21 protein-coding genes are annotated in these 20,909 nt (G+C 70.1%); 2 read left to right on the plus strand and 19 right to left on the minus strand.

Annotated elements, in window-relative coordinates; genetic code table 11:
* Positions 1-84: 84 nt before the first annotated feature.
* The 8 genes from JI739_RS00375 to mltG form a co-directional block, all read right to left on the minus strand.
* On the minus strand, positions 85-540 hold the full coding sequence (locus JI739_RS00375; protein WP_201681869.1) for a phasin family protein: 456 nt from the start codon (positions 538-540) through the stop codon (positions 85-87).
* Between the two features lie 300 nt (positions 541-840).
* Positions 841-3,048, minus strand: coding sequence for a hybrid sensor histidine kinase/response regulator (locus JI739_RS00380; protein ID WP_201681870.1), 2,208 nt, complete (start codon positions 3,046-3,048; stop codon positions 841-843).
* A gap of 118 nt (positions 3,049-3,166) precedes the next feature.
* Positions 3,167-3,883 (minus strand): ankyrin repeat domain-containing protein, encoded by a 717-nt coding sequence (locus tag JI739_RS00385; protein WP_201683249.1) that lies wholly within the window; start codon positions 3,881-3,883, stop codon positions 3,167-3,169.
* Positions 3,884-3,890: 7 nt separating this feature from the next.
* The gene (locus JI739_RS00390; protein WP_201681871.1) at positions 3,891-4,697 is read right to left on the minus strand and encodes a TatD family hydrolase; all 807 of its coding nucleotides are present in this window, start codon (positions 4,695-4,697) and stop codon (positions 3,891-3,893) included.
* A 69-nt stretch (positions 4,698-4,766) separates the two neighbouring features.
* Complete coding sequence (locus JI739_RS00395) at positions 4,767-5,123, minus strand: PilZ domain-containing protein (protein ID WP_201681872.1); 357 nt, start codon at positions 5,121-5,123, stop codon at positions 4,767-4,769.
* Positions 5,124-5,131: 8 nt separating this feature from the next.
* The gene (locus JI739_RS00400) at positions 5,132-6,121 is read right to left on the minus strand and encodes a DNA polymerase III delta subunit-related protein (RefSeq protein ID WP_201681873.1); all 990 of its coding nucleotides are present in this window, start codon (positions 6,119-6,121) and stop codon (positions 5,132-5,134) included.
* Positions 6,118-6,759: a dTMP kinase gene (gene tmk, locus JI739_RS00405; protein WP_201681874.1), complete on the minus strand. Its 642-nt coding sequence runs from the start codon at positions 6,757-6,759 to the stop codon at positions 6,118-6,120. Before tmk ends, JI739_RS00400 begins: the two co-directional genes overlap by 4 nt.
* Entirely contained in the window at positions 6,756-7,751 is a 996-nt protein-coding gene (gene mltG / locus JI739_RS00410; protein WP_201681875.1) for an endolytic transglycosylase MltG, read from the minus strand. The genes tmk and mltG overlap by 4 nt, the downstream gene beginning before the upstream one ends.
* Positions 7,752-7,801: 50 nt before the next feature.
* Here mltG and ygfZ point away from each other — a divergent pair, with 50 nt between their 5' ends.
* Complete coding sequence (ygfZ, locus tag JI739_RS00415; RefSeq protein ID WP_201681876.1) at positions 7,802-8,707, plus strand: CAF17-like 4Fe-4S cluster assembly/insertion protein YgfZ; 906 nt, start codon at positions 7,802-7,804, stop codon at positions 8,705-8,707.
* Positions 8,708-8,714: 7 nt separating this feature from the next.
* Here ygfZ and JI739_RS00420 read toward each other — a convergent pair whose 3' ends face one another.
* The 4 genes from JI739_RS00420 to JI739_RS00435 form a co-directional block, all read right to left on the minus strand.
* Entirely contained in the window at positions 8,715-9,614 is a 900-nt protein-coding gene (locus JI739_RS00420; protein WP_201681877.1) for a YbgC/FadM family acyl-CoA thioesterase, read from the minus strand.
* The gene (locus JI739_RS00425) at positions 9,611-10,561 is read right to left on the minus strand and encodes an alpha/beta hydrolase (protein ID WP_236589010.1); all 951 of its coding nucleotides are present in this window, start codon (positions 10,559-10,561) and stop codon (positions 9,611-9,613) included. Before JI739_RS00425 ends, JI739_RS00420 begins: the two co-directional genes overlap by 4 nt.
* 248 nt (positions 10,562-10,809) lie before the next feature.
* Positions 10,810-11,184 carry an SPW repeat domain-containing protein gene (locus JI739_RS00430; protein WP_201681878.1) on the minus strand — a complete coding sequence of 125 codons (375 nt, stop codon included), beginning with the start codon at positions 11,182-11,184 and terminating at the stop codon, positions 10,810-10,812.
* 203 nt (positions 11,185-11,387) lie between these two features.
* Positions 11,388-13,742, minus strand: coding sequence for a Tex family protein (locus JI739_RS00435; RefSeq protein WP_201681879.1), 2,355 nt, complete (start codon positions 13,740-13,742; stop codon positions 11,388-11,390).
* A gap of 148 nt (positions 13,743-13,890) precedes the next feature.
* Here JI739_RS00435 and JI739_RS00440 point away from each other — a divergent pair, with 148 nt between their 5' ends.
* Entirely contained in the window at positions 13,891-14,457 is a 567-nt protein-coding gene (locus tag JI739_RS00440; RefSeq protein ID WP_201681880.1) for a phage tail tape measure protein, read from the plus strand.
* Between the two features lie 5 nt (positions 14,458-14,462).
* Here JI739_RS00440 and JI739_RS00445 read toward each other — a convergent pair whose 3' ends face one another.
* From JI739_RS00445 to JI739_RS00475, 7 genes are all read right to left on the minus strand, one after another.
* Positions 14,463-15,416 carry a glutathione S-transferase family protein gene (locus JI739_RS00445; RefSeq protein ID WP_201681881.1) on the minus strand — a complete coding sequence of 318 codons (954 nt, stop codon included), beginning with the start codon at positions 15,414-15,416 and terminating at the stop codon, positions 14,463-14,465.
* A gap of 14 nt (positions 15,417-15,430) precedes the next feature.
* Positions 15,431-17,074, minus strand: a complete 1,644-nt coding sequence (locus tag JI739_RS00450) for an isovaleryl-CoA dehydrogenase (protein WP_201681882.1) — start codon at positions 17,072-17,074, stop codon at positions 15,431-15,433.
* A gap of 18 nt (positions 17,075-17,092) precedes the next feature.
* Entirely contained in the window at positions 17,093-18,106 is a 1,014-nt protein-coding gene (locus JI739_RS00455; protein ID WP_201681883.1) for an NADP-dependent oxidoreductase, read from the minus strand.
* 153 nt (positions 18,107-18,259) lie between these two features.
* Complete coding sequence (locus JI739_RS00460; protein WP_201681884.1) at positions 18,260-18,697, minus strand: PaaI family thioesterase; 438 nt, start codon at positions 18,695-18,697, stop codon at positions 18,260-18,262.
* Between the two features lie 4 nt (positions 18,698-18,701).
* Positions 18,702-19,496: an SDR family oxidoreductase gene (locus JI739_RS00465; protein WP_201681885.1), complete on the minus strand. Its 795-nt coding sequence runs from the start codon at positions 19,494-19,496 to the stop codon at positions 18,702-18,704.
* A complete protein-coding gene (locus tag JI739_RS00470) occupies positions 19,493-19,708 on the minus strand; it encodes a hypothetical protein (protein ID WP_201681886.1) in 216 nt (71 codons plus the stop codon). Before JI739_RS00470 ends, JI739_RS00465 begins: the two co-directional genes overlap by 4 nt.
* A gap of 19 nt (positions 19,709-19,727) precedes the next feature.
* Positions 19,728-20,903, minus strand: coding sequence for an acetyl-CoA C-acyltransferase (locus tag JI739_RS00475; RefSeq protein ID WP_201681887.1), 1,176 nt, complete (start codon positions 20,901-20,903; stop codon positions 19,728-19,730).
* Positions 20,904-20,909: the final 6 nt, after the last annotated feature.

Consider the following 20,909-nt stretch of genomic DNA (forward strand, 5'->3'; position numbering starts at 1 on the left):
TCTAAATCAAGGCCTTGGTAACGAGACGTGAGGTGGGTTCTGAAATCGTAACGTCGCTACCTGGAGGGATGCCGGCCTGCGGCTTCAGCGCCTTGGCGCAGACCTGCGCGGCCGTGCGACCCGTTCGGCTGGCAGCAGGTTATCCGTGACGGTATCGATGGCTGACGCGCTTTCCAGCAGGGCGGTGGAATCGACCATTCGGAAGCAGCACGCCATCAGTCGCGACTGGGTTTCCGCGGCGGTGGCGCCCAGGTCCTGCCAGTACCGCAGCACACCTTCGGCGTCCATCTTGAGCAACTCGGACTGGATCGTCGCAAGCTCGGCCGCGTCGCGGGTGGCCTGCAGTCGCTGCACGGCTTGGGCATGTCTCTCTGCTGCCTGTCGAGCCGCGTCCTGCTGGACGCTGCGCATGGCCCCGAACCCGGAGCACAGGGCGACCAGCCATTCGTTGGCCACGACGGCCTGCTGGCGGCCGGCATCGGCCCAGGGCAGCCAGGTCGGCGCCGGCGTGAGTGATGCAGGGGTCGGGTCGATGGTCACGAGGTTTCCTCCGAATGGCAATGGACTGACGGGGCAGCATAGGTCCTGCGACCCCGGCGATCAATGCGCGCGTTCCCGCTGCCGTTTTGGCCTGAGCGTCGGCACGCTTCCGGAGCGACCTCCTCGAACCCTGCGGGAAGCCGGTGTCCCTGCAGGGTCCGGCCGTGCACGGCCAGCAGTCGAACGAACAAGGAAGGGCGCCTGCCCGAACGAGGTCTGCAAGTCAGTCAGACGACCACGTCCATCTGATTTGACATAACGCACATCGTAGTTTTCAGAAGCGTGCCGGCGGACAGGTGCTCACAGGCTGGTGTGGCTGCCTTCATGGCCTTGGGCCGTGGGCGGCCTCGTGCCAGGCGGTGCTGATGCGGTGCGAACGATGCTGGCGAGCGCCTCGGTCAGGACTTGCGGCGTGAACGGCTTGGCAAGCACCTTGAAGCCGAGCGCGTCGATGGCGGCGATCTGCTCGGCATAGCCGGTCATGAGCAGGATCTGCAGGCGCGGATAGCGGATCTGCACCGTGGAGGCCAGCGTGGCGCCGTCCACGCCGCCGGGCATCACCACATCGGTGAGCAGCAGGTCGAAGCGCCCGGCATCCACCTCCAGCACTTTCAGGGCCAGCGCACCCGTCGGGACGTGCATCACCGTGCATCCGTGCGATTCGAGCACCGGCCGGATCACCTGTGCCACCTCGAGGTTGTCCTCCACCAGCAGCACCGACAACTTCAAGGGGGCACTGGCGTCCGCCGGAACCGGCGGTGCCGGGGGATCGGCTTCACGCGACGCTGGAAAGAGCAACCGCACCCGGGTGCCGCGTCCGGGTGCGCTGCGCAGCTCGGCGCGACCTCCGGCGCGTTCGCACAGCCCGTACACCTGGCTCAACCCCAGGCCCGTCCCCTTGCCTGCGGGCTTCGTGGTGAAGAAGGGATCGAAGGCGCGCGCGGCGACGGCCGGGTCCATGCCCTGCCCGCTGTCCACGGCCTCGACCAGCACCCATTCGCCGTCGGCGCCCGCTGGTGCGGGCGTGGGCCCCGCCCGCAGGATGAAGCTGCCGCCGTCATCCATGGCGTCGCGGGCGTTCACGGCCAGGTTGATCAGGGCCAGCTCGAGCTCGGAGGCATCCACGTGGATGGGCGGCGTGGCCGGGTCCACGTCGATCGACAGCTGGACCTGGGCGCCCAGGGTCGGTACCAGGAGGTCCTCGAGCTCTGGCAGGCGTTCCTGCAGCCGGACGTTCTCGGGCGCCAGCGCCTGGCGACGGGAAAACGCCAGCAGCTGGCGGGTGAGCTGCGCAGACGACTGAACCGCCCGACCGATCGCGTCGAGGTAGCGCCGCGCGCCTTCCGGCACCGTTCGATGCAGCAGGTGGAGATTGCCGCCGATCACCATCAGGGCGTTGTTGAAGTCGTGCGCCACGCCGCCCGTGAGCCGGCCCAGTGCCTCCATCTTCTGCGACTGGAACAAGGCTTCCTCCACCTGCCGGCGGACCTCCGATTCGTGTCGCAGCTCGGCTGCCGCGGCCAGCGCCTGCCGCGTTCTCTGCATCGCCACCCAGGCCGCCAGCACGATGCCCAGGACCGGCACGGCGCCGAAGGCCGCCAGCAGGCCGACTTCGCGCAGCAGGTCCATCTTGAGCGCGCCGAATTCGCGCCCTACCCCGATGTACGCCGGGAAGTCGCCCAGCTGCTGGAACAGGATGATGCGGCGCTGCTGGTCCAGCGATGAAATGTTGCGCACCACGCCCGAGGTCTCGCCGGCCAGCACGCGGCTGAGAACTTCGCCGCGCGGCGACATGCGCTCGGGCGCATCGGGCAACGGCGGCCAGCGCGAATACACCAGCCCGTCGGCGCGAAACAGCGTGATCGCGACGCCCGGCTCTTCGGCGGCCAAGGTTGCATGGAAACTGGTGAAGAAGCTGGGTGGGGTGCGGGTCTCGACGACACCGGCGAAGTCGCCGTTCTTCGTGAAGCGTCCCAGGCTGATCTCGAAAAGCCGCTCGCCGTCGGGCCCGTCACGCAGCAGGTCGGACAGGTGGACGCGCCCGTGCATGAGCTGCGGCTCGGGGGTCAAGCCGCGCCCGACGCCGTCGGCTCCCGGCCGGGGCTCGAGACCATCGCTGGCGGCCAGCACCGCGCCGTTCGGGTCTTCGATCCGAATGGACTGGACCTGAGGTTGTCCGCGGGCGAGCTGGGCGAGCTGGGCGTTCAGTTCGTCGCGGCGCTGTGGATCGAGGGCCGTCCCGCGCGGTGCGAGGTCGCGTACGTGCTCGAGCAAGGTGCGATTGGTCGCGAGGATGCGCAGCGCGTGTTCGTGGGCAATGCTCAAGGTGCGCTTGAGCCGTACCTCGGCTTCGGCTTCCAACTGGGCATAGCGATAGACGGAGAACGCGGCCAGCAGCAGCAGGGGCACCAGGACCGCCAACACCAGCAGCAAGCGCAGCCACCCGAGCCCGGAGGGCACGCGGACGCTGGAGCTGGGCGCAGGGCCCTGCGTCGTGGCGAATGGCATGGAAAGACCCTTCGGTCGAGCTTTTTCGGGAGGCGACAGTCTCCCACAGGCCGCCTGGGCGCGCCTCGTTCGCCCCAAATGATGCAGGGGCGCGGCCTCGATTGGCGGGTGGCAGCGGCTACCAGCTCGCGGCCGGGCGCGGCGGCGACTGGCGCGCGGGTTGCGCCGCCGGCGCCTGCCGCCTGGTCGGCTGCTGCAGTTGCCGCAGGCGCTGGGTGATCAGGTCGGCGGCATCGGGCCGCCTGGCCTTTTGAGCGAAGTCCATCGCCGTCATGCCCAGCTGGTTCTTCATGTGCACGTCGGCGCCCTCCTCCAGCAGCAGCTTCACGGCCTGGGGCGTGCCGTACATCGCGGCCATCATCAGCGGGGTGGTGCCGTTGGGCGACTGCGCGTCGATGAAGGCGTGGTGCTCCAGCAGCAAGGCCATGATGTCCAGGTGCCCGTTGGTGGCCGCGTAGTGCAGCGGTGCCCAGCCCGGCTTGTTGACATCCGCGTCGCGCTCGATCAGGCGTCGCACCAGCTCGGTGTGGCCCTTGAGGGCCGCCATCATCAACGGGCTCTCGTCGGCGGCATTACGCGACTCGACCTTCGTCTGGGGCCAGCGCACCAGCACCTGCGCCACCTTCAGCGAAGGCTCCCGCAGGGCCAGGTAAAGCCCGTGCTGGCCGTCGGGCGAGACCGTGTTCGCGTCGAAACCCGCCGCCAGCAGGCGCTGCACGGCAGCCGCATCGTCGCGCTTGATGGCCGCGAACCAGTCCTCGTAGGAGCCAGCTTTCGCCAGCGAACAGGCTGCCAGGATGAGCAGCCAGGCGAGCCACCTGATGGAATTTTTCATTGCCATGTCACGGCCTCCCGGTGCGGAACAGCCGCTCGAAGTTGGCGGTTGTCTGGCGCGCCACGTCCTCCGTTTCCATGCCCCGAAGTTGCGCCACCTGCGCGGCCACATGCGGCACATAGGACGGGTTGTTGGTCTTGCCCCGGTAAGGCACCGGAGCCAGGTACGGACTGTCGGTCTCGATCAGCAGCCGGTCCATGGGCACCCAGCCCGCCACTTCGCGCAGGTCGGCTGCATTCTTGAAGGTCAGGATGCCGGAGAACGAGATGTAGAAACCCAGGTCCAGCGCCGCCCGGGCCACCTCGGCGGTTTCCGTGAAGCAGTGGAACACGCCGCCCGCGCTGCCGGAGGAGCCGTCCTCGCCCTCCTCCTTCAGGATGCCCAGGGTGTCGCGCGAGGCCGAGCGGGTGTGGATGATCAGCGGCTTGCCAAGCTGCCGCCCCGCGCGGATGTGGGTGCGAAAGCGCTCACGCTGCCACTCGAGCTCGGCGATGCTGCGGCCGCCCTTGCGGGTGTCCATGCCGTAATAGTCGAGCCCGGTTTCCCCGATGCCCACCACCCGCGGCAGCGCGCCGCGGGTGAGCAGGTCCTGCAGGCTCGGTTCGGTGACGCCTTCGTTGTCCGGGTGGACCCCCACGCTGGCCCAGAAGCCGGGGTGCGAGAGGGCCAGCGCATGCACGGCCTCGAACTCTTCCAGCGTGGTGCAGATGCACAGGGCCTGCTCGACTTTCGCCTGCGCCATCGCCTCGAGGATGGCGGGCAGTTGCGAGGACAGCTCGGGAAAACTCAGGTGGCAGTGGGAATCGACAAACATGGGAATGGGGGGCGCTCCTTCACACCGGCCAGTGTGAAGGACGTCGGCAGCCGCTGGTGCAACAGCCGGTCAGATGGTCTGGGTGGGCCGCTCGGAGGCCAGGTGGCTGCCCAGGATCTCCTCGATCTTGTGCTTGAGCAGCTTGGACTTCTCGTCCGACGGAAAACGCACGCCCACTCCTTGCGTGCGGTTGGCCGCGGCTCGCGGCGGCGTGACCCAGGCCACCTTGCCGGCCACCGGATAACGCTGCGGGTCGTCCGGCAGGGACAGCAGCACGTACACGTCGTCGCCGAGCTTGTAGTCGCGGGTGGTGGGAATGAAGACGCCGCCGTCGGCGAACAAGGGGATGTAGGCGGCGTATAGCGCGCCCTTCTCCTTGATGGCCAACTGGATCACGCTGGGGCGGGGAGTGGCGATGGTGCTCATGGTGCTGTTCAGCGGGGGGAGTGTAGGGTGCGGCGGGCGCGGCTCACAAGCGCTTCCAGCATCAGCCCGGTGTTGAACGGATGCTCGGCCGTTCGCAGTTCGTTCGCCAGGTCGCGCCACCAGGCGGCCAGCGGGGCATCGGCTGCCACCTTGGGCAGGTCGGCGGCGGCGAAAAACCGTGGCGCCGCCCCCACGCGCAGGGCCAGCAGGTCATGGCAGATCTTCTGCAGCACGTCCAGCGCTTCGGCCGGCGCGAACCCACCCAGTGCCCCGACCTCACCGCGTGCAACCGCACGGGGCAGCTGGCTCCATTGGCGGGCGTCGCGGCCGGCCTGCGAGGCACGCAGGGCGTCTTCGGGGCGGCCGCCGGCCGCCCGCAGCAGCGTCGGGGCATCGGCCGCCGCCACCCCCTGGGCCTGCAACCAGGCCAGCGCATCGGCTTCCCGCGGCCAGGCCATGGTGTGGGTCAGGCAACGGCTGCGGATGGTCGGCAGAAGCTGGTGGGCCGCCTCGCTGGCCAGTACGAAGCGCGTGTCGCCAGCCGGCTCTTCGAGTGTCTTGAGCAGCGTGTTGGCGGTGATCGAATTCATGCGCTCGGCCGGGTACACCACCACCACCTTGCCGCGTCCGCGGGCGCTGGTGCGCTGGGAAAACTCGACCGCGTCGCGCATGGCCTCGACCCGGATCTCCCGGCTGGGCTTGCGCTTCTTCTCATCGATCTCCTGCTGCGCCTTTTCGCCCAGGGGCCAGTCCAGGGCCAGCATCGAGACTTCCGGCATCAGCATGCACAGGTCGGCATGGGTTCGCACGTCGATCGCGTGGCAGCTCGGGCAGCGGCCGCAGGCGCCCTCTTCCACCGGTTCTTCGCACAGCCAGGCTCGTGCCAGCCCGAGGGCGAGCGTGTACTGGCCCAGGCCCGAGGGCCCCTGCAGCAGCAGGGCATGGCCGGGTTGCGTGCGCAGCTGCTGCAAGGCGGCAGCGATCCACGGCGCCGTCATGGCAGCCACCCCCGCGCCACCAGGGCCTGGCGCACCGATTGCCAGACCTGCTCACGCGGATGCGCCGCATCGATTCGGGCGAAGCGCCGAGGATCGGCCTCGGCCCGTTCGGCGTAGCCCTGGGCGACCCGACGGAAGAACTCCACCGGCTGCGACTCGAACTTGTCCGGCACCCGCGCGCCGGCCAGACGGGCGGCCGCCTGTTCCGGCGCCAACTCGAACAGCAGGGTGAGGTCGGGCTGCCGCAGCCGTCCGGGCACCAGCCCGCCCTGCACCCAGCGCTCCAGTTGGCCCAGCACCGCGGGGTCGAACCCGCGGCCGGCGCCCTGGTAGGCGAAGGTCGCATCGCTGAAGCGGTCGCACAGCACCACCTCGGCGCGCGCCAGGGCCGGCTCGATCACCTGCACCAGGTGGTCGCGGCGCGCCGCGAACATCAGCAGCGCCTCGGTGAGCGCGTCCATGGGCTGGTTCAGGGCCAGTTCGCGCAGGCGCTCGGCCAGGGGCGTTCCGCCCGGTTCGCGCGTGCAGCGCACCGTGCGGCCGGCCGCCGTGAAGGCCTGGGCCAGGGCCTCGATGTGCGTCGACTTGCCGGCACCGTCGATGCCCTCGAAGCTGATGAAAAGGGGCTGGTCGCTCATCGCTTGCGCTGGTACTGGTTGACCGCGCGGTTGTGCTCGTCGAGCGTGCCGCTGAATTGGCTGGTGCCGTCCCCGCGCGAGACGAAATACAGCGCCTTGCTGTCGGCCGGTTGCACCGCGGCGACCAGCGATTCCCTGCCGGGCATGGCGATGGGGGTGGGCGGCAGCCCGGGGCGGGTGTAGGTGTTCCAGGGGGTGTCGGTCTGCAGGTCGCGCCGGCGCAGGTTGCCGTCGAACGAAGGGCCGATGCCGTAGATCACCGTGGGGTCGGTCTGCAGCGGCATGCCGATGCGCAGCCGGTTGTTGAACACGGCCGACACCTCGGCGCGTTCGCTGCGCTGGCCGGTTTCCTTCTCGATGATGCTGGCCAGGATCAGCGCCTGCTCGGGCGTGCTCACGGCCGCAGCCGGCGAGCGCTGGGTCCAGGCCCACTCCAGGCGGCGGTCCATCACCCCCATGGCCCGCCGCAACACGGCCAGGTCGCTGCTGCCCTTGGAGAAGCGGTAGGTGTCCGGAAAAAACCGGCCCTCGGGGTGCTGGCCTGGCCGGCCCAGGCGGGCCATCAGCTCGGCATCGCTCAGGTCGCGGCCGTCCTGGCGCAACTGGGACTGCTTGGCGAGCGCCTCGCGGACCTGGCGGAAAGTCCAGCCTTCGATGAGGGTGACGGCCTGCAGCGTTTCCTCGCCGCGCGAGAGCTTGCCCAGCAGGGCGTGCGGGGTGAGGTCGGCCTCCAGCTCGTAACTGCCGGCCTTGATGTCACGGGCCTGCCCGGAAAAGCGGAACCACGCATACAAGAGGTCGGGTGAGACGTCCACGCCCGCTTGCCGCACCGCATCCGCCACCTGGCGCGGCAGCATGCCGCGCTCCACGGACAGCTCGAGCGGAGCCTGGGGCATCGCCATCGGTCGGTGCACCCACCACAGCGCGGCCCCGCCGAAGGCCAGCACCAGCAGCGCGGTCACCAGGAAAAGCGTGAAGAAGAGACGCCGCACGAGAGCAAGGCCGGGGCAGATGGGAAAGGACGGGCGATGATAATTCAGCGATGACCGCAGTTTTGGATGGCATCGCCCCCCTGCCCCACCTGGGCGTGATCCGCGTTGAAGGCGAAGACGCGGCGACGTTCCTGCACAACCAGCTCACCCAGGATTTCGCCGGCCTGGCACCGGGCCATGCCCGGCTCGCGGCCTTCTGCAACGCCAAGGGCCGCATGCAGGCCAGTTTCATCGCCGTCCCGCTGGGCGCCGGGGACATTGCCTTGGTCACCCCGCGCGACCTGCTGGAGCGCACGCTCAAGCGTCTGTCCATGTTCGTGTTGCGCGCCAGGGCCCGGCTGGCCGACGCCACCGCCGCGTTCGAGCTACGCGGCCTGGCCGGCTCGGCAGCCAGCGGCCTGGGCCAGCCCTGGTCCCACCAGGCCGATGGCACGGCCCACCGCGTGGCGCTCCACCCGGCCGATGGCACCCCCCGCGCGCTGTGGCTGGCGCCGACCGGCTCGGCCGCGCCGGCGGGGTCGCAGCTGTCGCCTGCGCTGTGGCAATGGGGCGAGGTGCGCAGCGCCGTGGCGCTGGTGAGCGCGCCGGTCTTCGAGGCCTTCGTTCCGCAAATGCTGAACTACGAATCCGTGGGCGGCGTGAACTTCAAGAAGGGCTGCTACCCGGGCCAGGAAGTGGTGGCGCGCAGCCAGTTCCGCGGCACCCTCAAGCGCCGCGCCTTTCCGGCCCATGCCGACACGGCCTTGGCGGCGGGCATGGAGCTGTTCCACGAATCCGACCTCGCCCAGCCCTGCGGCCTGGTCGCTCAGGCCGCCGAGGCGCCGGGCGGCGGCTGGGACGCGATCGTCTCCATCCAGCTGAGCGCCGCGCAGGGCGGCCGCGTCACGGCCGGCACGGGCGATGGGGCCGAACTGGCCCTGCAGCCCCTGCCCTATCCCCTGCTGGCCGACATCTGATTTCTCTTCAGCTGCCCGTCCGGCGGCGTGGCAGCTCGGCCGCCATCTGCACGTGCGGGATGCCGGCCTCGTCGAACGGTTCGCCGCTCGTGCGAAACCCCAGCCGCTCGTAGAAGCCCTCGGCCGTGCGCTGCGCGTGCAGCAGCACGCGGGTGTCGCCGCGCTCTTCGGCGGCCTGCAGCAGCGTGCCCATGAGGCGCCGTCCGAGTCCGCTGCCACGCAGCCCCCGATGCACCGCCATGCGGCCGATCTTGGCGACCCCCGCGCCGGCCTGCAGCAACCGGGCGGTCCCCACCGGCTGCCCCAGCCGGTTGAGCGCCACCACGTGCAGGGCCTGCGCATCGAGCTCGTCCCATTCCAGCTCCTGCGGCACGCGCTGCTCCTCGACGAAGACGCGGGTGCGCAAGGCTCGCGCCGCCTCGCCCAGCTCGACCCAGCTGCCGGTGCGCAGCTCCAGCAGGTCGCCGCCCTTTTCGAAGTCCTGCAACAGGGTTCGCAGCGCCGGCGGAATGGGGCGCGAGGTCTGGCTGGCCGGGTCCGCATAGACGTAGACCAGCTCGCCGTCGATCAGCCGCTCTTCGCCCCGAAAAATGACGCCGTCGAAACGCATGGAGCTGTTGCCGATGCGGCCGCAGCGCAGGCCGACTTCGAGCGGGTCGTCCATGCGAGCCGACGCATGGAATTCGATGGTGGCCTTCTTCACGAAGAGGTCGCCGCCGATCTGCCGCATGGCTTCTTCGTACGGCAGCCCGAGCGCGCGCCAGTACTCGACAACCGCGGTGTCGAAATACATCAGGTAATGAGCGTTGAACACGATCTGCTGCATGTCCACTTCGGACCAACGCACGCGCAGGCGGTGCAGCAGGCGGAAATCGGTGCGGCCGACAGGTTTGTTTCCGGTGTTCATGGGTGCTCGACTCCAAGGGCTTGGGCCAGGGCCAGGGCAGCGTCCCGGTGCGCCTGCCGCGCTTCGGGAATGGCCCGGCCCATCTTGATGAATTCGTGGACGACGCCGCGGTAGATCTCCAGCTGCACCGGCACACCGGATGCGCGCAGGCGGTCGCCGTAGGCAATGCCCTCGTCCACCAGCGGGTCACATTCGGCCAGGCCGATCCAGGCGGGCGCGACGCCGTCCAGGTCAGGCGCCTGCAGGGGCGCGAATCGCCAGTCGCCGCGGGCCCCGGGTTCGATGTAGTGCGAGAAGAACCAGTCGATCAGCGTCTCGTCCAGCAGCAGGCCTTCGCGGTAATGCTGGCGCGAAGGCAGGTCCGGCGCACCCGCGCACCCGGGATAGAACAGCAGTTGCAGCGCCAGCGGCAGGCCGGAGTCACGGGCCAGGATGGCGCACACCGCGGCCAGCGTGCCCCCCGCGCTGTCGCCGCCCACCGCGAGCCGGGCCGGATCGACGCCACGCGCGGCGCCATGCGCAGCCAGCCAGGCCAGCGCGTCCCAGGCGTCGTCCACCGCCTGCGGAAACCGATGCTCGGGCGCGAGGCGATAGTCCAGCGACAACACGGCGCAGCCGCTCAGCCGGCACAGCTCGCGGCACAGCACGTCGTGCGTGGCGATGCTGCCGATGGTGAAGCCGCCGCCGTGCAGGAACAGAAGCGCCGGCTGCTGCGAATCGGCGCGCGTCGCATAGAGCCGCGCCGGCAGCGCATGGCCGTCCCGCGCGGGGATGCTGAAGTCCTCCACCCGATGCAGCGGCGCCGCCGACAGCTCCAGCACGCCCGCGCGCTGCTCGTAAGCCAGCCGTGCCGCGTGCGGCGCCAGCGTGTGCAGCGGGGCGTGGCGGCTTCGCGCCATGCGCTGGAGCACCGAGCGCATGGCCGGGGTGAGGCGGTCGTGGGACATCGTGACGGCGGCAAACCGGCGATGGTAGCGGCGAAGCCCTGCCAACCCACTCGACCCCACGCCCGCCACCCAGCTGGCGCGAACGGTGCTCGTCGATCCCGACCGAGGACTGCGCGCTGCCAGGCCGCGCCTCGGGATTCGGCGGGGTGGGGCCGACGCCGACCGTCGCCGGGGCAGGCGCGGTGCACGCCGCGCAACCGGGGCGCTGAGCCCGTCGGGTACCGTCGCCGACCGTGCTGCCGAGCGTCTCAATAAGACACCGGCTCGCCAGATACGGGGTCCGGCACCGCGTCACGGGCCTGCGCCCAGACCGCGAGCACCGCTGCCAAAGCACCCACGGCCGGCATGTGGAGCATCGCCACCCGCTCGGCACCGAAGCCGAAGAGCCAGGGCGATCCGGCGACCAGCACCGCGGCTGCGAAAGCGGCCCAGCGCCAGAGGGGGCGCCGCTCCCCCCCTGCGCTCGCGGCGGCGGTGGCTGCCAGGGCCAGTCCGAGAAGAGCCGAAGCGAGGGTGGCGCCTGTGGACGACAGACCCAGGACCCACGGCGAGAGCGCCAGCCACATTCCCAGGGCGATGAGCACCGGGTCTTGCCAGAAGCGGGGGCGGACCGAATAGGCCATTTCTTTCTCCGTGCGGTGTCTCGGCCACGATGGCGCCGACAGTCCGGGTTGGAGAAACGACCAAGGCCCAGGTTCTGGTGCCGAACACGATTTCGACTCCGTACCAACCCTGGTCCGCCCTGCGCAGCCGATGGCGCGCCGCGGTCGGTGTGCAGCGAGCGGGTGACGGGCGGCCGCTGGGCTCCGCTGAACGAGGGTCCAGCCTATTTGCGCAAGCCCTGCAGCTTGGCAAACGCACCCGCCATTGCGGTGTTCATCGGTCCCGCCGGCTGCTGCTGCTTGTGGCCGCGCCCCGGCGCCTGGTAGCGGTTGTCGCCGCTGCGCGCGTCGCGCCCCTCGCGGCGCCCACCCTGCGGCGCCTCGGCGAGCTTCATGGTCAGGCTGATGCGCTTGCGCGCGGGGTCCACCTCCAGCACCTTCACCTTCACGATGTCGCCGGTCTTGACCACCTCGCGCGCGTCGTTCACGAACTTGTGCGACAGCTGGCTCACGTGCACCAGGCCGTCCTGGTGCACGCCCAGGTCGATGAAGGCGCCGAAGGCCGCGACGTTGCTCACCGTGCCCTCCAGCACCATGCCTTCGCGCAGGTCGGCGATATCTTCCACGCCGTCGTTGAAGCGAGCGACCTTGAAGTCGGGGCGGGGGTCGCGGCCGGGCTTCTCCAACTCGACCAGGATGTCTTTCACGGTGATGGCGCCGAAGCGATCGTCGGCGAAGCGCTCGGGCTTGATGGTCTTGATCAATTCGCCGCGCCCCATCACCTCGCGCACCGGCTTGCCCAATTGATCGAGCATGCGCTGCACCACCGGGTAGGTTTCCGGGTGCACGCCGGTCATGTCCAGCGGGTTGTCGCCCTCCCGGATGCGCAGGAAGCCGGCGCTCTGCTCGAAGGTCTTGGCGCCCAGTCCGCCGACCTCCATCAGCTGCTGGCGGCTCTTGAACGCGCCGTGCGCCTCGCGCCACCGCACCACCGCCTTGGCCACGCTGGGCGACAGGCCCGACACGCGTGACAGCAGCGGCACGCTGGCGGTGTTCAGGTCCACGCCCACGGCGTTCACGCAGTCCTCCACCACCGCCCCCAGGGTACGGGCCAGCTCGCCCTGGTTCACGTCGTGCTGGTACTGGCCCACGCCGATCGACTTGGGGTCGATCTTCACCAGTTCCGCCAGCGGGTCCTGCAGCCGCCGGGCGATGCTGGCGGCGCCGCGCAGGCTCACGTCCACGTCGGGCATCTCCTGCGAGGCGAACTCGCTGGCCGAGTAGACCGAGGCGCCGGCTTCGCTCACCACCACCTTCTGGATGTCGGCCATGCCGGCCGTGGCCAGCCGCTTGATCAGGTCGGCCGCCAGCTTGTCGGTTTCGCGGCTGGCCGTGCCGTTGCCGATGGCGATGAGGTTGACGCCATGCTTCTCGCACAGCTTGGCCAGCGTGTAGAGCGAACCTTCCCAGTCGCGGCGCGGCTCGTGCGGATACACGGTGGACGTATCGACCAGCTTGCCGGTGGCATCGACCACCGCCACCTTCACGCCGGTGCGGATGCCCGGGTCCAGGCCCATCACCACGCGCGCACCGGCGGGCGCGGCCAGCAGCAGGTCGCGCAGGTTGTCGGCGAACACCTTGATGGCCACCTTCTCGGCGTCTTCGCGCAGGCGGGTGAACAGGTCACGCTCGGTGGACAGCGACAGCTTCACGCGCCACGTCCAGGCCACGCATTTGCGGATCAGGTCGTCGGCCGGGCGGCCCGCATGGCTCCAGCCCAGGTGCAGGGCGATGCGCCCCTCGGCCACCGAGGGCTTGCCCGGCTCGGGCTCCACCGGCAGCACCAGCTTGGCGTCCAGGATCTCCAGTTGCCGGCCGCGGAACACCGCCAGCGCCCGGTGCGAGGGCACGCGGCCGATCGGCTCGTCGTAGTCGAAGTAATCGCGGAACTTGGCGTTGTCGGGGTGGTTCTCGTCCTTGCCCGATGCCAGCTTCGACTTGAACAGGCCCTCGGCCCAGAGCCACTCGCGCAGCTGCTGCACCAGCGCGGGGTCTTCGGCCCAGCGCTCGGAGAGGATGTCGCGCACGCCGTCCAGCACGGCGGCCACCGTGGTGAAGTCTTCGCCGCCCTCGCCCTTCTCGGCTTTCACGAAAGCCTGGGCCTCCTGCTGCGGATCGAGCGTGGGGTCGGCGAACAGGCGATCGGCCAGCGGCTCGATGCCGGCCTCGCGCGCGATCTGGCCCTTGGTGCGGCGCCTGGGTTTGTAGGGCAGGTACAGGTCTTCCAGTTCCTGCTTGGTGGGCGCGGCTTCGATGGCGGCGCGCAGCTCGGGCGTGAGCTTGCCCTGCTCCTCGATGCTCTTGAGAACCGCCTCGCGGCGATCGTGCAGCTCGCGCAGGTAGGCCAGCCGCACTTCCAGTTCGCGCAGGTGCACGTCGTCCAGGCCGCCCGTGGCCTCTTTCCGGTAGCGGGCGATGAAGGGCACGGTGGCCCCGGAACCGAGCAGGTCCACCGCTTGCTGGACCTGGTTTTCTCCCACTTTCAGTTCGGCAGCGATCTGCCTCACGATGCTTTGCATGACCGGCACGGATGGACGTCTGGCTAAAAAATGGACGGGCGAGTTTGCCACAGCATCTGGCGGGCAAAAGGACGGGTTTTCCGCTGACAAAAGCCCTCATCCGCAGCGGCCGAGAATGAATAAAGTCCGACCGGACGGGGAGTCCTTCATGCGTTTGCGCACCGTGCTCGTGATCCTGGCCGCTTTGCTGGTCGTGGTGTTCGCCCTGCTGAACTGGCAGGAAGTCACGCGGCCGACGTCGCTGAACCTCGGCTTCGCCCAGGTCCAGGCGCCGATGGGCCTGATCCTGCTGTCCCTGCTGGGGCTGGCGACGCTGGTGTTCATGACGCTGGTGGCGTCCGTCCACACGCGCTCGCTGGTGGAGTCGCGCCAGCACGCCAAGGCGCTGGAGGCGCAGCGCGAGCTGGCCGACCGAGCCGAAGCCTCGCGCCTGGCCGAGCTTCGACAGCAGATCGACACCTACCTGAACGAAGGCCGGCAGCGCGAGACGCGGGCCGCCGCCGAACTGGAGCAGGCCTTCGCCCGCATCCAGCGCGACCTTCGCCAGCAGGTGGACCAATCGCACCGGGCGCTCGCCACCCGCCTGGGTGAGATGGAGGGGCGTGTCACCCAACAGCTGGAGCGCATGGAACGCGGACGTGCACCGATGCAGCCTGCTGAACCCATCCCGATCACGGACGTGACGGCGCAGCGACCGGTGGACCAATTGCCCTAGGCCTTCTAGGCCGGTGCCGCCCGCAGCACGTATCCGATGCGCGGGAAGTGCACGTGCACCGTGCCGGCACGTGGATCGGTGCGGCGAATGCTGTAGTGGGTGCGGGTGGCCGCGATGAGTTCGCCCTCGGTCACCTCGGCGCCGAAAGACTCCGGCGTCACGGTGACCCGCGTGCCCAGGGGAATGCCGTGGTCGTCCTGGAAGGCGCTGTCCACCAGCAGGTTGTCACCGGCGGGCGCGGGCTCGGAGCGCTGCGCCACCGTGATCGCGTCTTCCGCGCTCAGCCGCTCCATGCGGCCGTGGCCCAGCGCCGCGATGCGGTCCATCCATTCGTCGATGGCCGGTGTGATGGCGAGCAGGTCGGCCATCACCGGCACTTGCGTGCGCATGAACCACAGCGGGTGGTAGGTGGAGAAGTCCGCCACGCAGGGCTCGGCGCCGAACAGGAAGTCATGCTCTTCGACCATGCTGGCGATGCGGCGCAGGTACGAGCGCAGCGCCGAGGTGGCATCCGCTGGCCGCAGCTGGGTCATGTTCACGCGCATGGCCTTGCGGTCTTCCTTGAACGCGCGGGCCACCTCGGCGTCACCGCCAAACAGCTGGGCCAGGCCACGCGGCTGCAGGTTGTAGGTCATGGCGGCGCCGTACAGCGTGGTGTCGGCCCATTGCGCGAAAACGCGGCAGCAGCCTCGCAAGGCCGGGGGGTACAGGTGCGGCTCGGGCTGCACGTGCTCCAGCACGTCGCAGATCAGCGCGGTGTCGCAATAGATGTCGGCGCCAATCTGGAGCACCGGCGTTCGCCGGTAGCCGCCGGTCAGCGCCACCACGTCCGGCTTGGGACTGATGGAGGGCACCAGCACCGAATTCCAGGCGAGCTTCTTGAATCCCAGGGCACGGCGGATCTTTTCGGAAAACGGCGAGGCCAGGTAGTGGTGAAGGATCAGGTCGGGTGTGGTCATGCGAGCTTCTCGGGTCAACGGGGCATCGCCCGCGCGATCAAGTCGTCCAGCGGCAGGCCAGCCGGCAGCGTTCCGAACACCTGCCCGCCTTCGCCCGCCACGCGCGAGGCGCAAAAAGATGCGGCCACCTCCGGCGGGCTGCCCCGCCACAGCAGGGCCGCTTGCAGGGCCAGCGCGATGTCCTGGGCCAGGCCCCGGGCCTGGGCCTCGTCGACCAAGGGCCCCGCGCGCCCGGGCAGGCGGTCGATCAGCCGGTCCAGCGCCGGATCGGCGCCGCGCGCGAGCCGCAGTTCGTCATCGAGCGCCGCCACGGCTTCGGGCTTGCGCAAGGCGCGCAGCAGGTCCAGCGCCATCACGTTGCCGGCGCCTTCCCAGATGGAGTTGACCGGCATCTCGCGGTAGATGCGGGCCATGAGGCCGTGGCCGCCCTCCTCCACGTAGCCGTTGCCGCCCACGCATTCCATGGCTTCCTGCGCGAAAGCCGCGCCACGCTTGCAGATCCAGAACTTGGCCACCGGCGTAAGCAGCCTGGCCATGGCCGCTTCGTGCGGGTCGCCGGGGCGGTCGAAGACACGGGCCAGGCGCAGCGCCAGGGCGCAGGCCGCCTCGGCTTCCAGGGCCAGGTCGGCCAGCACGTTGCGCATCAGCGGCTGCTCGACCAGGGGCCGGCCGAAGGCCTGGCGCTGGCGGCAGTGGTCCAGCGCCAGCGACAGGGCCTGGCGCATCAATCCGCTGGTGCCCAGCGCGCAGTCGAGCCGGGTCATCGTGCCCATGGCCAGGATCTGCGGCACGCCCCGGCCTTCCTCGCCCACCAGCCAGGCGGTCGCGCCCTCGAACTCCACCTCGGCGCTGGCGTTGGCGCGATTGCCCAGCTTGTCCTTCAGGCGCTGCACCCGCACGGCATTGCGGCGGCCGTCGGGCAGCACGCGAGGCAGGAACAGGCACGACAGGCCCGACGCGGTCTGCGCCAGGACCAGGTGGGCGTCCGATTGCGGCGCCGAGAAGAACCACTTGTGGCCCGTGACGCGCAGGCGCTGGCCCCACTCGTCGGTGCCGTCGGGCTCGGCCCGGGTGGTGTTGGCCCGCACGTCCGATCCGCCCTGCTTCTCGGTCATGCCCATGCCCATGGTCAGCCCAGGCTTGAAGGGGCCGTGGCGCGGCGAGGGGTCGTACGCGCGCGACATGAGGCCCGGCGCCCAGGCCGCGTGGAGGGCCGGGCTGGCCCGCAATGCCGGGGTGGCCGCATAGGTCATCGAGACCGGGCACAGCACCGCGGCTTCCAGCTCGGTGAACAGCATGAAGCCGGCGGCGCGCTCCAGGTGGGCGTGCGATCCGGCGGGCCGCCCCCAGGGCGTGCCGTGCAGGCCTGCCTCGACCGCGGCAGCCATCAACGCGTGGTAGGCCGGATGGAACTCGACCTCGTCGATGCGATGACCGCAGCGGTCATGGGTGCGCAGCTGCGGGCCGTGGACGTTGGCCAGGCGCGCCTGGGTCTGCATGTCAGCCGTTCCGAGGCGCTGCCCCAGCGCCCGCAGCGCCGAGGTGTCCAGGTCCGGCGCATGGAGCGACAAGGCATCACGCATGGCCGCATGGGCCTCGAAGAGGTTCACGTCCAGCAGCGGCTCGGGCTGGTTGAAGACGTCGTGCGTGCTTGCCATGCCGGGCCCTCCGCGTGGTCAGTCCAGCTGCACCAGCTGCTTGCCGAAATTGCGGCCCTGCAGCAGGCCCAGGAAAGCCTCGGGCGCGGCCTCGATGCCGTGCGCCACGGTTTCGCGGGGCCGCAGCTTGCCGCGGGCCACGAGCGCGTGCAGCTCGGGCAGCGCCTCGGACCAGGCCTCGGGGTGCTCGCTGATGACGAAGCCCTCGACGCGCAGGCGCTTGCTCAGGATCAGCTGCGGCTGCGCCAGCGGCACCGGCCGGCCGTCGTAGCCGGCGATCATTCCGCACAAGGCGATGCGGCCATGCGGCTGGATGCACGACAGCACCGCGTCGAGCACCCGACCGCCCACGTTCTCGAAGTGCCCGGCGATGCCGCCGGGGCAACCCTGCGCCAGGGCCGCGGCCAGCGAGCGCGCGTCGGGGTGCGCGCGGTGGTCGATGCAGGCATCGAAGCCCAGCTCGCCGGTCACATACCCGCACTTCTCGGGTCCGCCCGCGATACCCACCACGCGCAGGCCGCGCGCCTTGGCCAGCACGCCCACCACGCTGCCCACTGCGCCGCTGGCGGCGCTCACCGTCACCGCCTGGCCCGGCTGGGCGGCGACGAGTCGTGTGAGCCCCCACCAGGCCGTGACCCCGGGCATCCCGAGCGCACCGAGATAGGTGGACGCCGGCACCCGCGTGGCGTCCACCTGGCGCAGGCCCGGCGCGTCGCCCGCCACCACGCTCCACTCCTGCCAGCCGCCCATGCCGAGCACGGTGTCGCCGGAGGCCCAGCGCGGATGGCGGCTCTCGACCACCTCGGCGACGGTGGCCCCCAGCATCACCTCGCCCAGCGGCTGCGGCAGCGCGTAACTCGGCACGTCGTCCATGCGCCCGCGCATGTACGGATCGAGGCTCAGCCAGCGGTGGCGCACCAGCACCTGGCCCTCGGCCGGGGCGGGGGTGTCGCCGGTGACCAGCTGGAAGTCTTCCAAGCGCACCGCGCCAAGGGGTCGGCGGGCCAGCAGGATTTGTCGGTTGCGCGGCATGGGTGGTTTTTTCAGTTATCCACGATGCTGCGCAGCACCCGCCATGCATGAGAGCAGACCCCGCGATCGCGGGCCACCGCGGAACCGGCTTGGCCGGGCCGCTGGTGGCGCCCCTTGAGGGGAGGCGCCGAAGGCGCTTCGGGGTGGTTTCATCTAATCGGTGGAGATCACGCCCAGCTCGTGGACGCTGCGCGCCCCCGTGGCCAGGCGCCGGACGTACTTGAAGGTGCCGGTGCCGTGGGCGCAGGGCTGGCCCTGCGCGTCCATCACCGTGGCCTCGACGAAGGCCAGGGTGGCGGTGCGGTGCATCAGCTTGCCGTGGCAGCTCAGGGCACCCTTGGAGGGCCGCATGAAGCTGGACTTCAGTTCGATGGTCACCACGCCCATCTGCGGCTGCACACTGCGTGCGGCGCTGGCCATGGCGACGTCCAGCAGCGTCATCACCGCCCCGCCGTGCACCACGGCGAAGGAATTCAGGTGCTCGGGCCGCGGATCGAACTCCAGCCGCGACCGCCCGCCCTCGAACAGCGCCAGGCGAAATCCGAGGTGCTGGACGAATGGGATGTCGACGCCGAAAGAAAGCTCTTCCATTTGTTCAGCCGCCGGTGATGACACTCACGCCGCCATCGACGGCCAGCCATTGCCCGGTGATGTGCTTGCCGGCATCGGATGCAAACAGCACCGTCACGCCCTTGAGGTCCTCGTCGTCCCCCAATCGCTGCAGCGGCGCGTGCGACGCCAGCTCATCGGCGCCGAGGCGATCCAGCGTGCCGCGCGTCATCTTGCTGGGAAAGAAACCGGGGCAGATGGCATTGACATTGATGCGATGGCGCCCCCATTCGCAAGCCAGGGCGCGGGTGAAGTTGATCACGGCACCCTTGGAGGTGTTGTAGGCCAAGGTCTGCATCTCCGGCGGATTGCCACCCAGCCCGGCAATGGAGGCGATATTGATGATGCGACCCGAGCGGCGAGGGATCATGCTGCGCCGCGCGACCTGCTGGCTGAGGATGAAGTACCCGCGCACGTTGAGGTTCATCACCTTGTCCCACGCGTCGACCGGGTGGTCCTCGGCCGGGGCGCCCCAGGCGGCGCCGGCGTTGTTGACCAGGATGTCGATGTCGCCCATGCGCTCGAGCGTCTGGTCGGCCAGGCGGCGCAGGTCGTCCTCGACCGCGCAATCAGCGGCGATCCAGCGTGCATCGATGCCGCGTTGTTGCAGGTCGGCCACCGCCTGCTCGAGCTCATCGGCTTTTCGCGCGTTGATCATCACCCGCGCACCGGCCTCGCCCAGCGCCTGCGCCATCTGCAGGCCCAGCCCGCGCGAGCCGCCGGTGACCAGGGCGTTGCGACCCTGCAGGTCGAACAGCTGCGAAACCGTGTGAGCGCTCATCGGGGTTGGTTCTCCGGCGGTTTGGACGAAGGCGTGGCCATGCGTGCGCGAACGAACACCCCCACGATGCCGACGATCACGGCCAGCACGCCGGCCACGAGCATGCCCGCACCCAGCCCCGGCGCATCGCCGCGGGCGACGGCGCCGATCACGGCGATGGCGATGCCGCCGTAGATCAACACCCAGATGGCGACCTCGATCCTTGAAACCATGCGTTGCGAAGCCATACGCCTACAGCACCTCGAAGACACCGGCCGCGCCCATGCCGCCGCCAATGCACATGGTGACCGCGACGCGCTTCGCGCCGCGGCGCTTGCCCTCGATGAGCGCATGGCCGGTCAGCCGCTGGCCCGAGACGCCATACGGGTGCCCCAGCGCGATCGCGCCGCCGTTCACGTTCAGGCGCTCGGGCGGAATGCCCAGGCGGTCCATGCAGTAAAGCACCTGCACCGCGAAGGCCTCGTTCAGCTCCCAGAGGTCGATGTCCTGGACCGACACGCCCAGGCGCTGCAGCAGCTTGGGGACGGCGAACACCGGGCCGATGCCCATTTCGTCCGGCTCGCAGCCGGCCACCGCGAAGCCCAGGAAGCGGCCCAGGGGCTGCAGGCCGTTGCGGCTGGCATAGGCCTCGCTCACCACCACGCAGGCGCCGGCGCCGTCGGAGAACTGGCTGGCATTGCCGGCCGCGACCGCACCGCCCGGCATCGCCGGCCGGATGGCCGCCAGCCGCTCGGCCGTGGTGCCCTCGCGCAGGCCTTCATCCACGCTCACGGTGACTTCCCGCGTGCGCAGCCCCTGCACCTTGTCGGCCACCCCGGCGGTGATGGTGATGGGCGCGATCTCGTCGGCGAACAGCCCGGCGGCGCTCGCCGCGCAGGCCTTCTGCTGGCTGGCGGCGCCGTAGGCGTCCATGCGGTCGCGGGCGATGCCGTAGCGCCGGGCCACCTGCTCGGCCGTCTGCAGCATGTCCCAGTAGATGGCCGGCTTCTTTCGGGCCAGCACCGGGTCGCGCAGCATGTGCTGGTTCATCTCCTGCTGCACGCACGAGATGCTCTCCACGCCGCCGGCCACGTACACCTCGCCCTCCCCCGCGGCGATGCGCTGCGCGGCCAGCGCGATGGTCTGCAGCCCCGAGGAACAGAAGCGGTTGACGGTCATGCCCGGCACCGACACCGGCAGGTCCGCCATCAGCGCGATCTGGCGCGCGATGTTGTAGCCGGTGGCGCCTTCCGGGTTGGCGCAACCCATGAGCACGTCCTCCACCTCGGCGCTTTCGATGCCGGCGCGCTGCAACGCGTGCCGCACCACGTGCGCGCCCAGGGTGGCGCCGTGGCTCATGTTGAAGGACCCCTTCCAGCTCTTGGCGAACGGGGTGCGGGCGGTCGAGACGATGACGGCTTGGGTCATGGTGCC

This window comes from Ramlibacter aurantiacus (assembly GCF_016722895.1).
Classification (GTDB): Bacteria; Pseudomonadota; Gammaproteobacteria; order Burkholderiales; family Burkholderiaceae_C; genus Ramlibacter; species Ramlibacter aurantiacus.

Bases quoted from the DNA above. Each gene is read 5' to 3' on its own strand.
- JI739_RS00400 (WP_201681873.1), bottom strand. From the start codon at position 6,121: ATGACGGCGCCGTGGATCGCTGCCGCCTTGCAGCAGCTGCGCACGCAA.
- JI739_RS00425 (WP_236589010.1), bottom strand. From the start codon at position 10,561: ATGTCCCACGACCGCCTCACCCCGGCCATGCGCTCGGTGCTCCAGCGC.
- JI739_RS00390 (WP_201681871.1), bottom strand. From the start codon at position 4,697: ATGTTTGTCGATTCCCACTGCCACCTGAGTTTTCCCGAGCTGTCCTCG.
- JI739_RS00445 (WP_201681881.1), bottom strand. From the start codon at position 15,416: ATGACCACACCCGACCTGATCCTTCACCACTACCTGGCCTCGCCGTTT.
- JI739_RS00380 (WP_201681870.1), bottom strand. From the start codon at position 3,048: ATGCCATTCGCCACGACGCAGGGCCCTGCGCCCAGCTCCAGCGTCCGC.
- ygfZ (WP_201681876.1), top strand. From the start codon at position 7,802: ATGACCGCAGTTTTGGATGGCATCGCCCCCCTGCCCCACCTGGGCGTG.
- JI739_RS00455 (WP_201681883.1), bottom strand. From the start codon at position 18,106: ATGCCGCGCAACCGACAAATCCTGCTGGCCCGCCGACCCCTTGGCGCG.
- JI739_RS00435 (WP_201681879.1), bottom strand. From the start codon at position 13,742: ATGCAAAGCATCGTGAGGCAGATCGCTGCCGAACTGAAAGTGGGAGAA.
- JI739_RS00460 (WP_201681884.1), bottom strand. From the start codon at position 18,697: ATGGAAGAGCTTTCTTTCGGCGTCGACATCCCATTCGTCCAGCACCTC.
- JI739_RS00450 (WP_201681882.1), bottom strand. From the start codon at position 17,074: ATGGCAAGCACGCACGACGTCTTCAACCAGCCCGAGCCGCTGCTGGAC.
- JI739_RS00395 (WP_201681872.1), bottom strand. From the start codon at position 5,123: ATGAGCACCATCGCCACTCCCCGCCCCAGCGTGATCCAGTTGGCCATC.
- JI739_RS00475 (WP_201681887.1), bottom strand. From the start codon at position 20,903: ATGACCCAAGCCGTCATCGTCTCGACCGCCCGCACCCCGTTCGCCAAG.
- JI739_RS00385 (WP_201683249.1), bottom strand. From the start codon at position 3,883: ATGAAAAATTCCATCAGGTGGCTCGCCTGGCTGCTCATCCTGGCAGCC.
- JI739_RS00465 (WP_201681885.1), bottom strand. From the start codon at position 19,496: ATGAGCGCTCACACGGTTTCGCAGCTGTTCGACCTGCAGGGTCGCAAC.
- JI739_RS00430 (WP_201681878.1), bottom strand. From the start codon at position 11,184: ATGGCCTATTCGGTCCGCCCCCGCTTCTGGCAAGACCCGGTGCTCATC.
- tmk (WP_201681874.1), bottom strand. From the start codon at position 6,759: ATGAGCGACCAGCCCCTTTTCATCAGCTTCGAGGGCATCGACGGTGCC.
- JI739_RS00440 (WP_201681880.1), top strand. From the start codon at position 13,891: ATGCGTTTGCGCACCGTGCTCGTGATCCTGGCCGCTTTGCTGGTCGTG.
- JI739_RS00420 (WP_201681877.1), bottom strand. From the start codon at position 9,614: ATGAACACCGGAAACAAACCTGTCGGCCGCACCGATTTCCGCCTGCTG.
- JI739_RS00470 (WP_201681886.1), bottom strand. From the start codon at position 19,708: ATGGTTTCAAGGATCGAGGTCGCCATCTGGGTGTTGATCTACGGCGGC.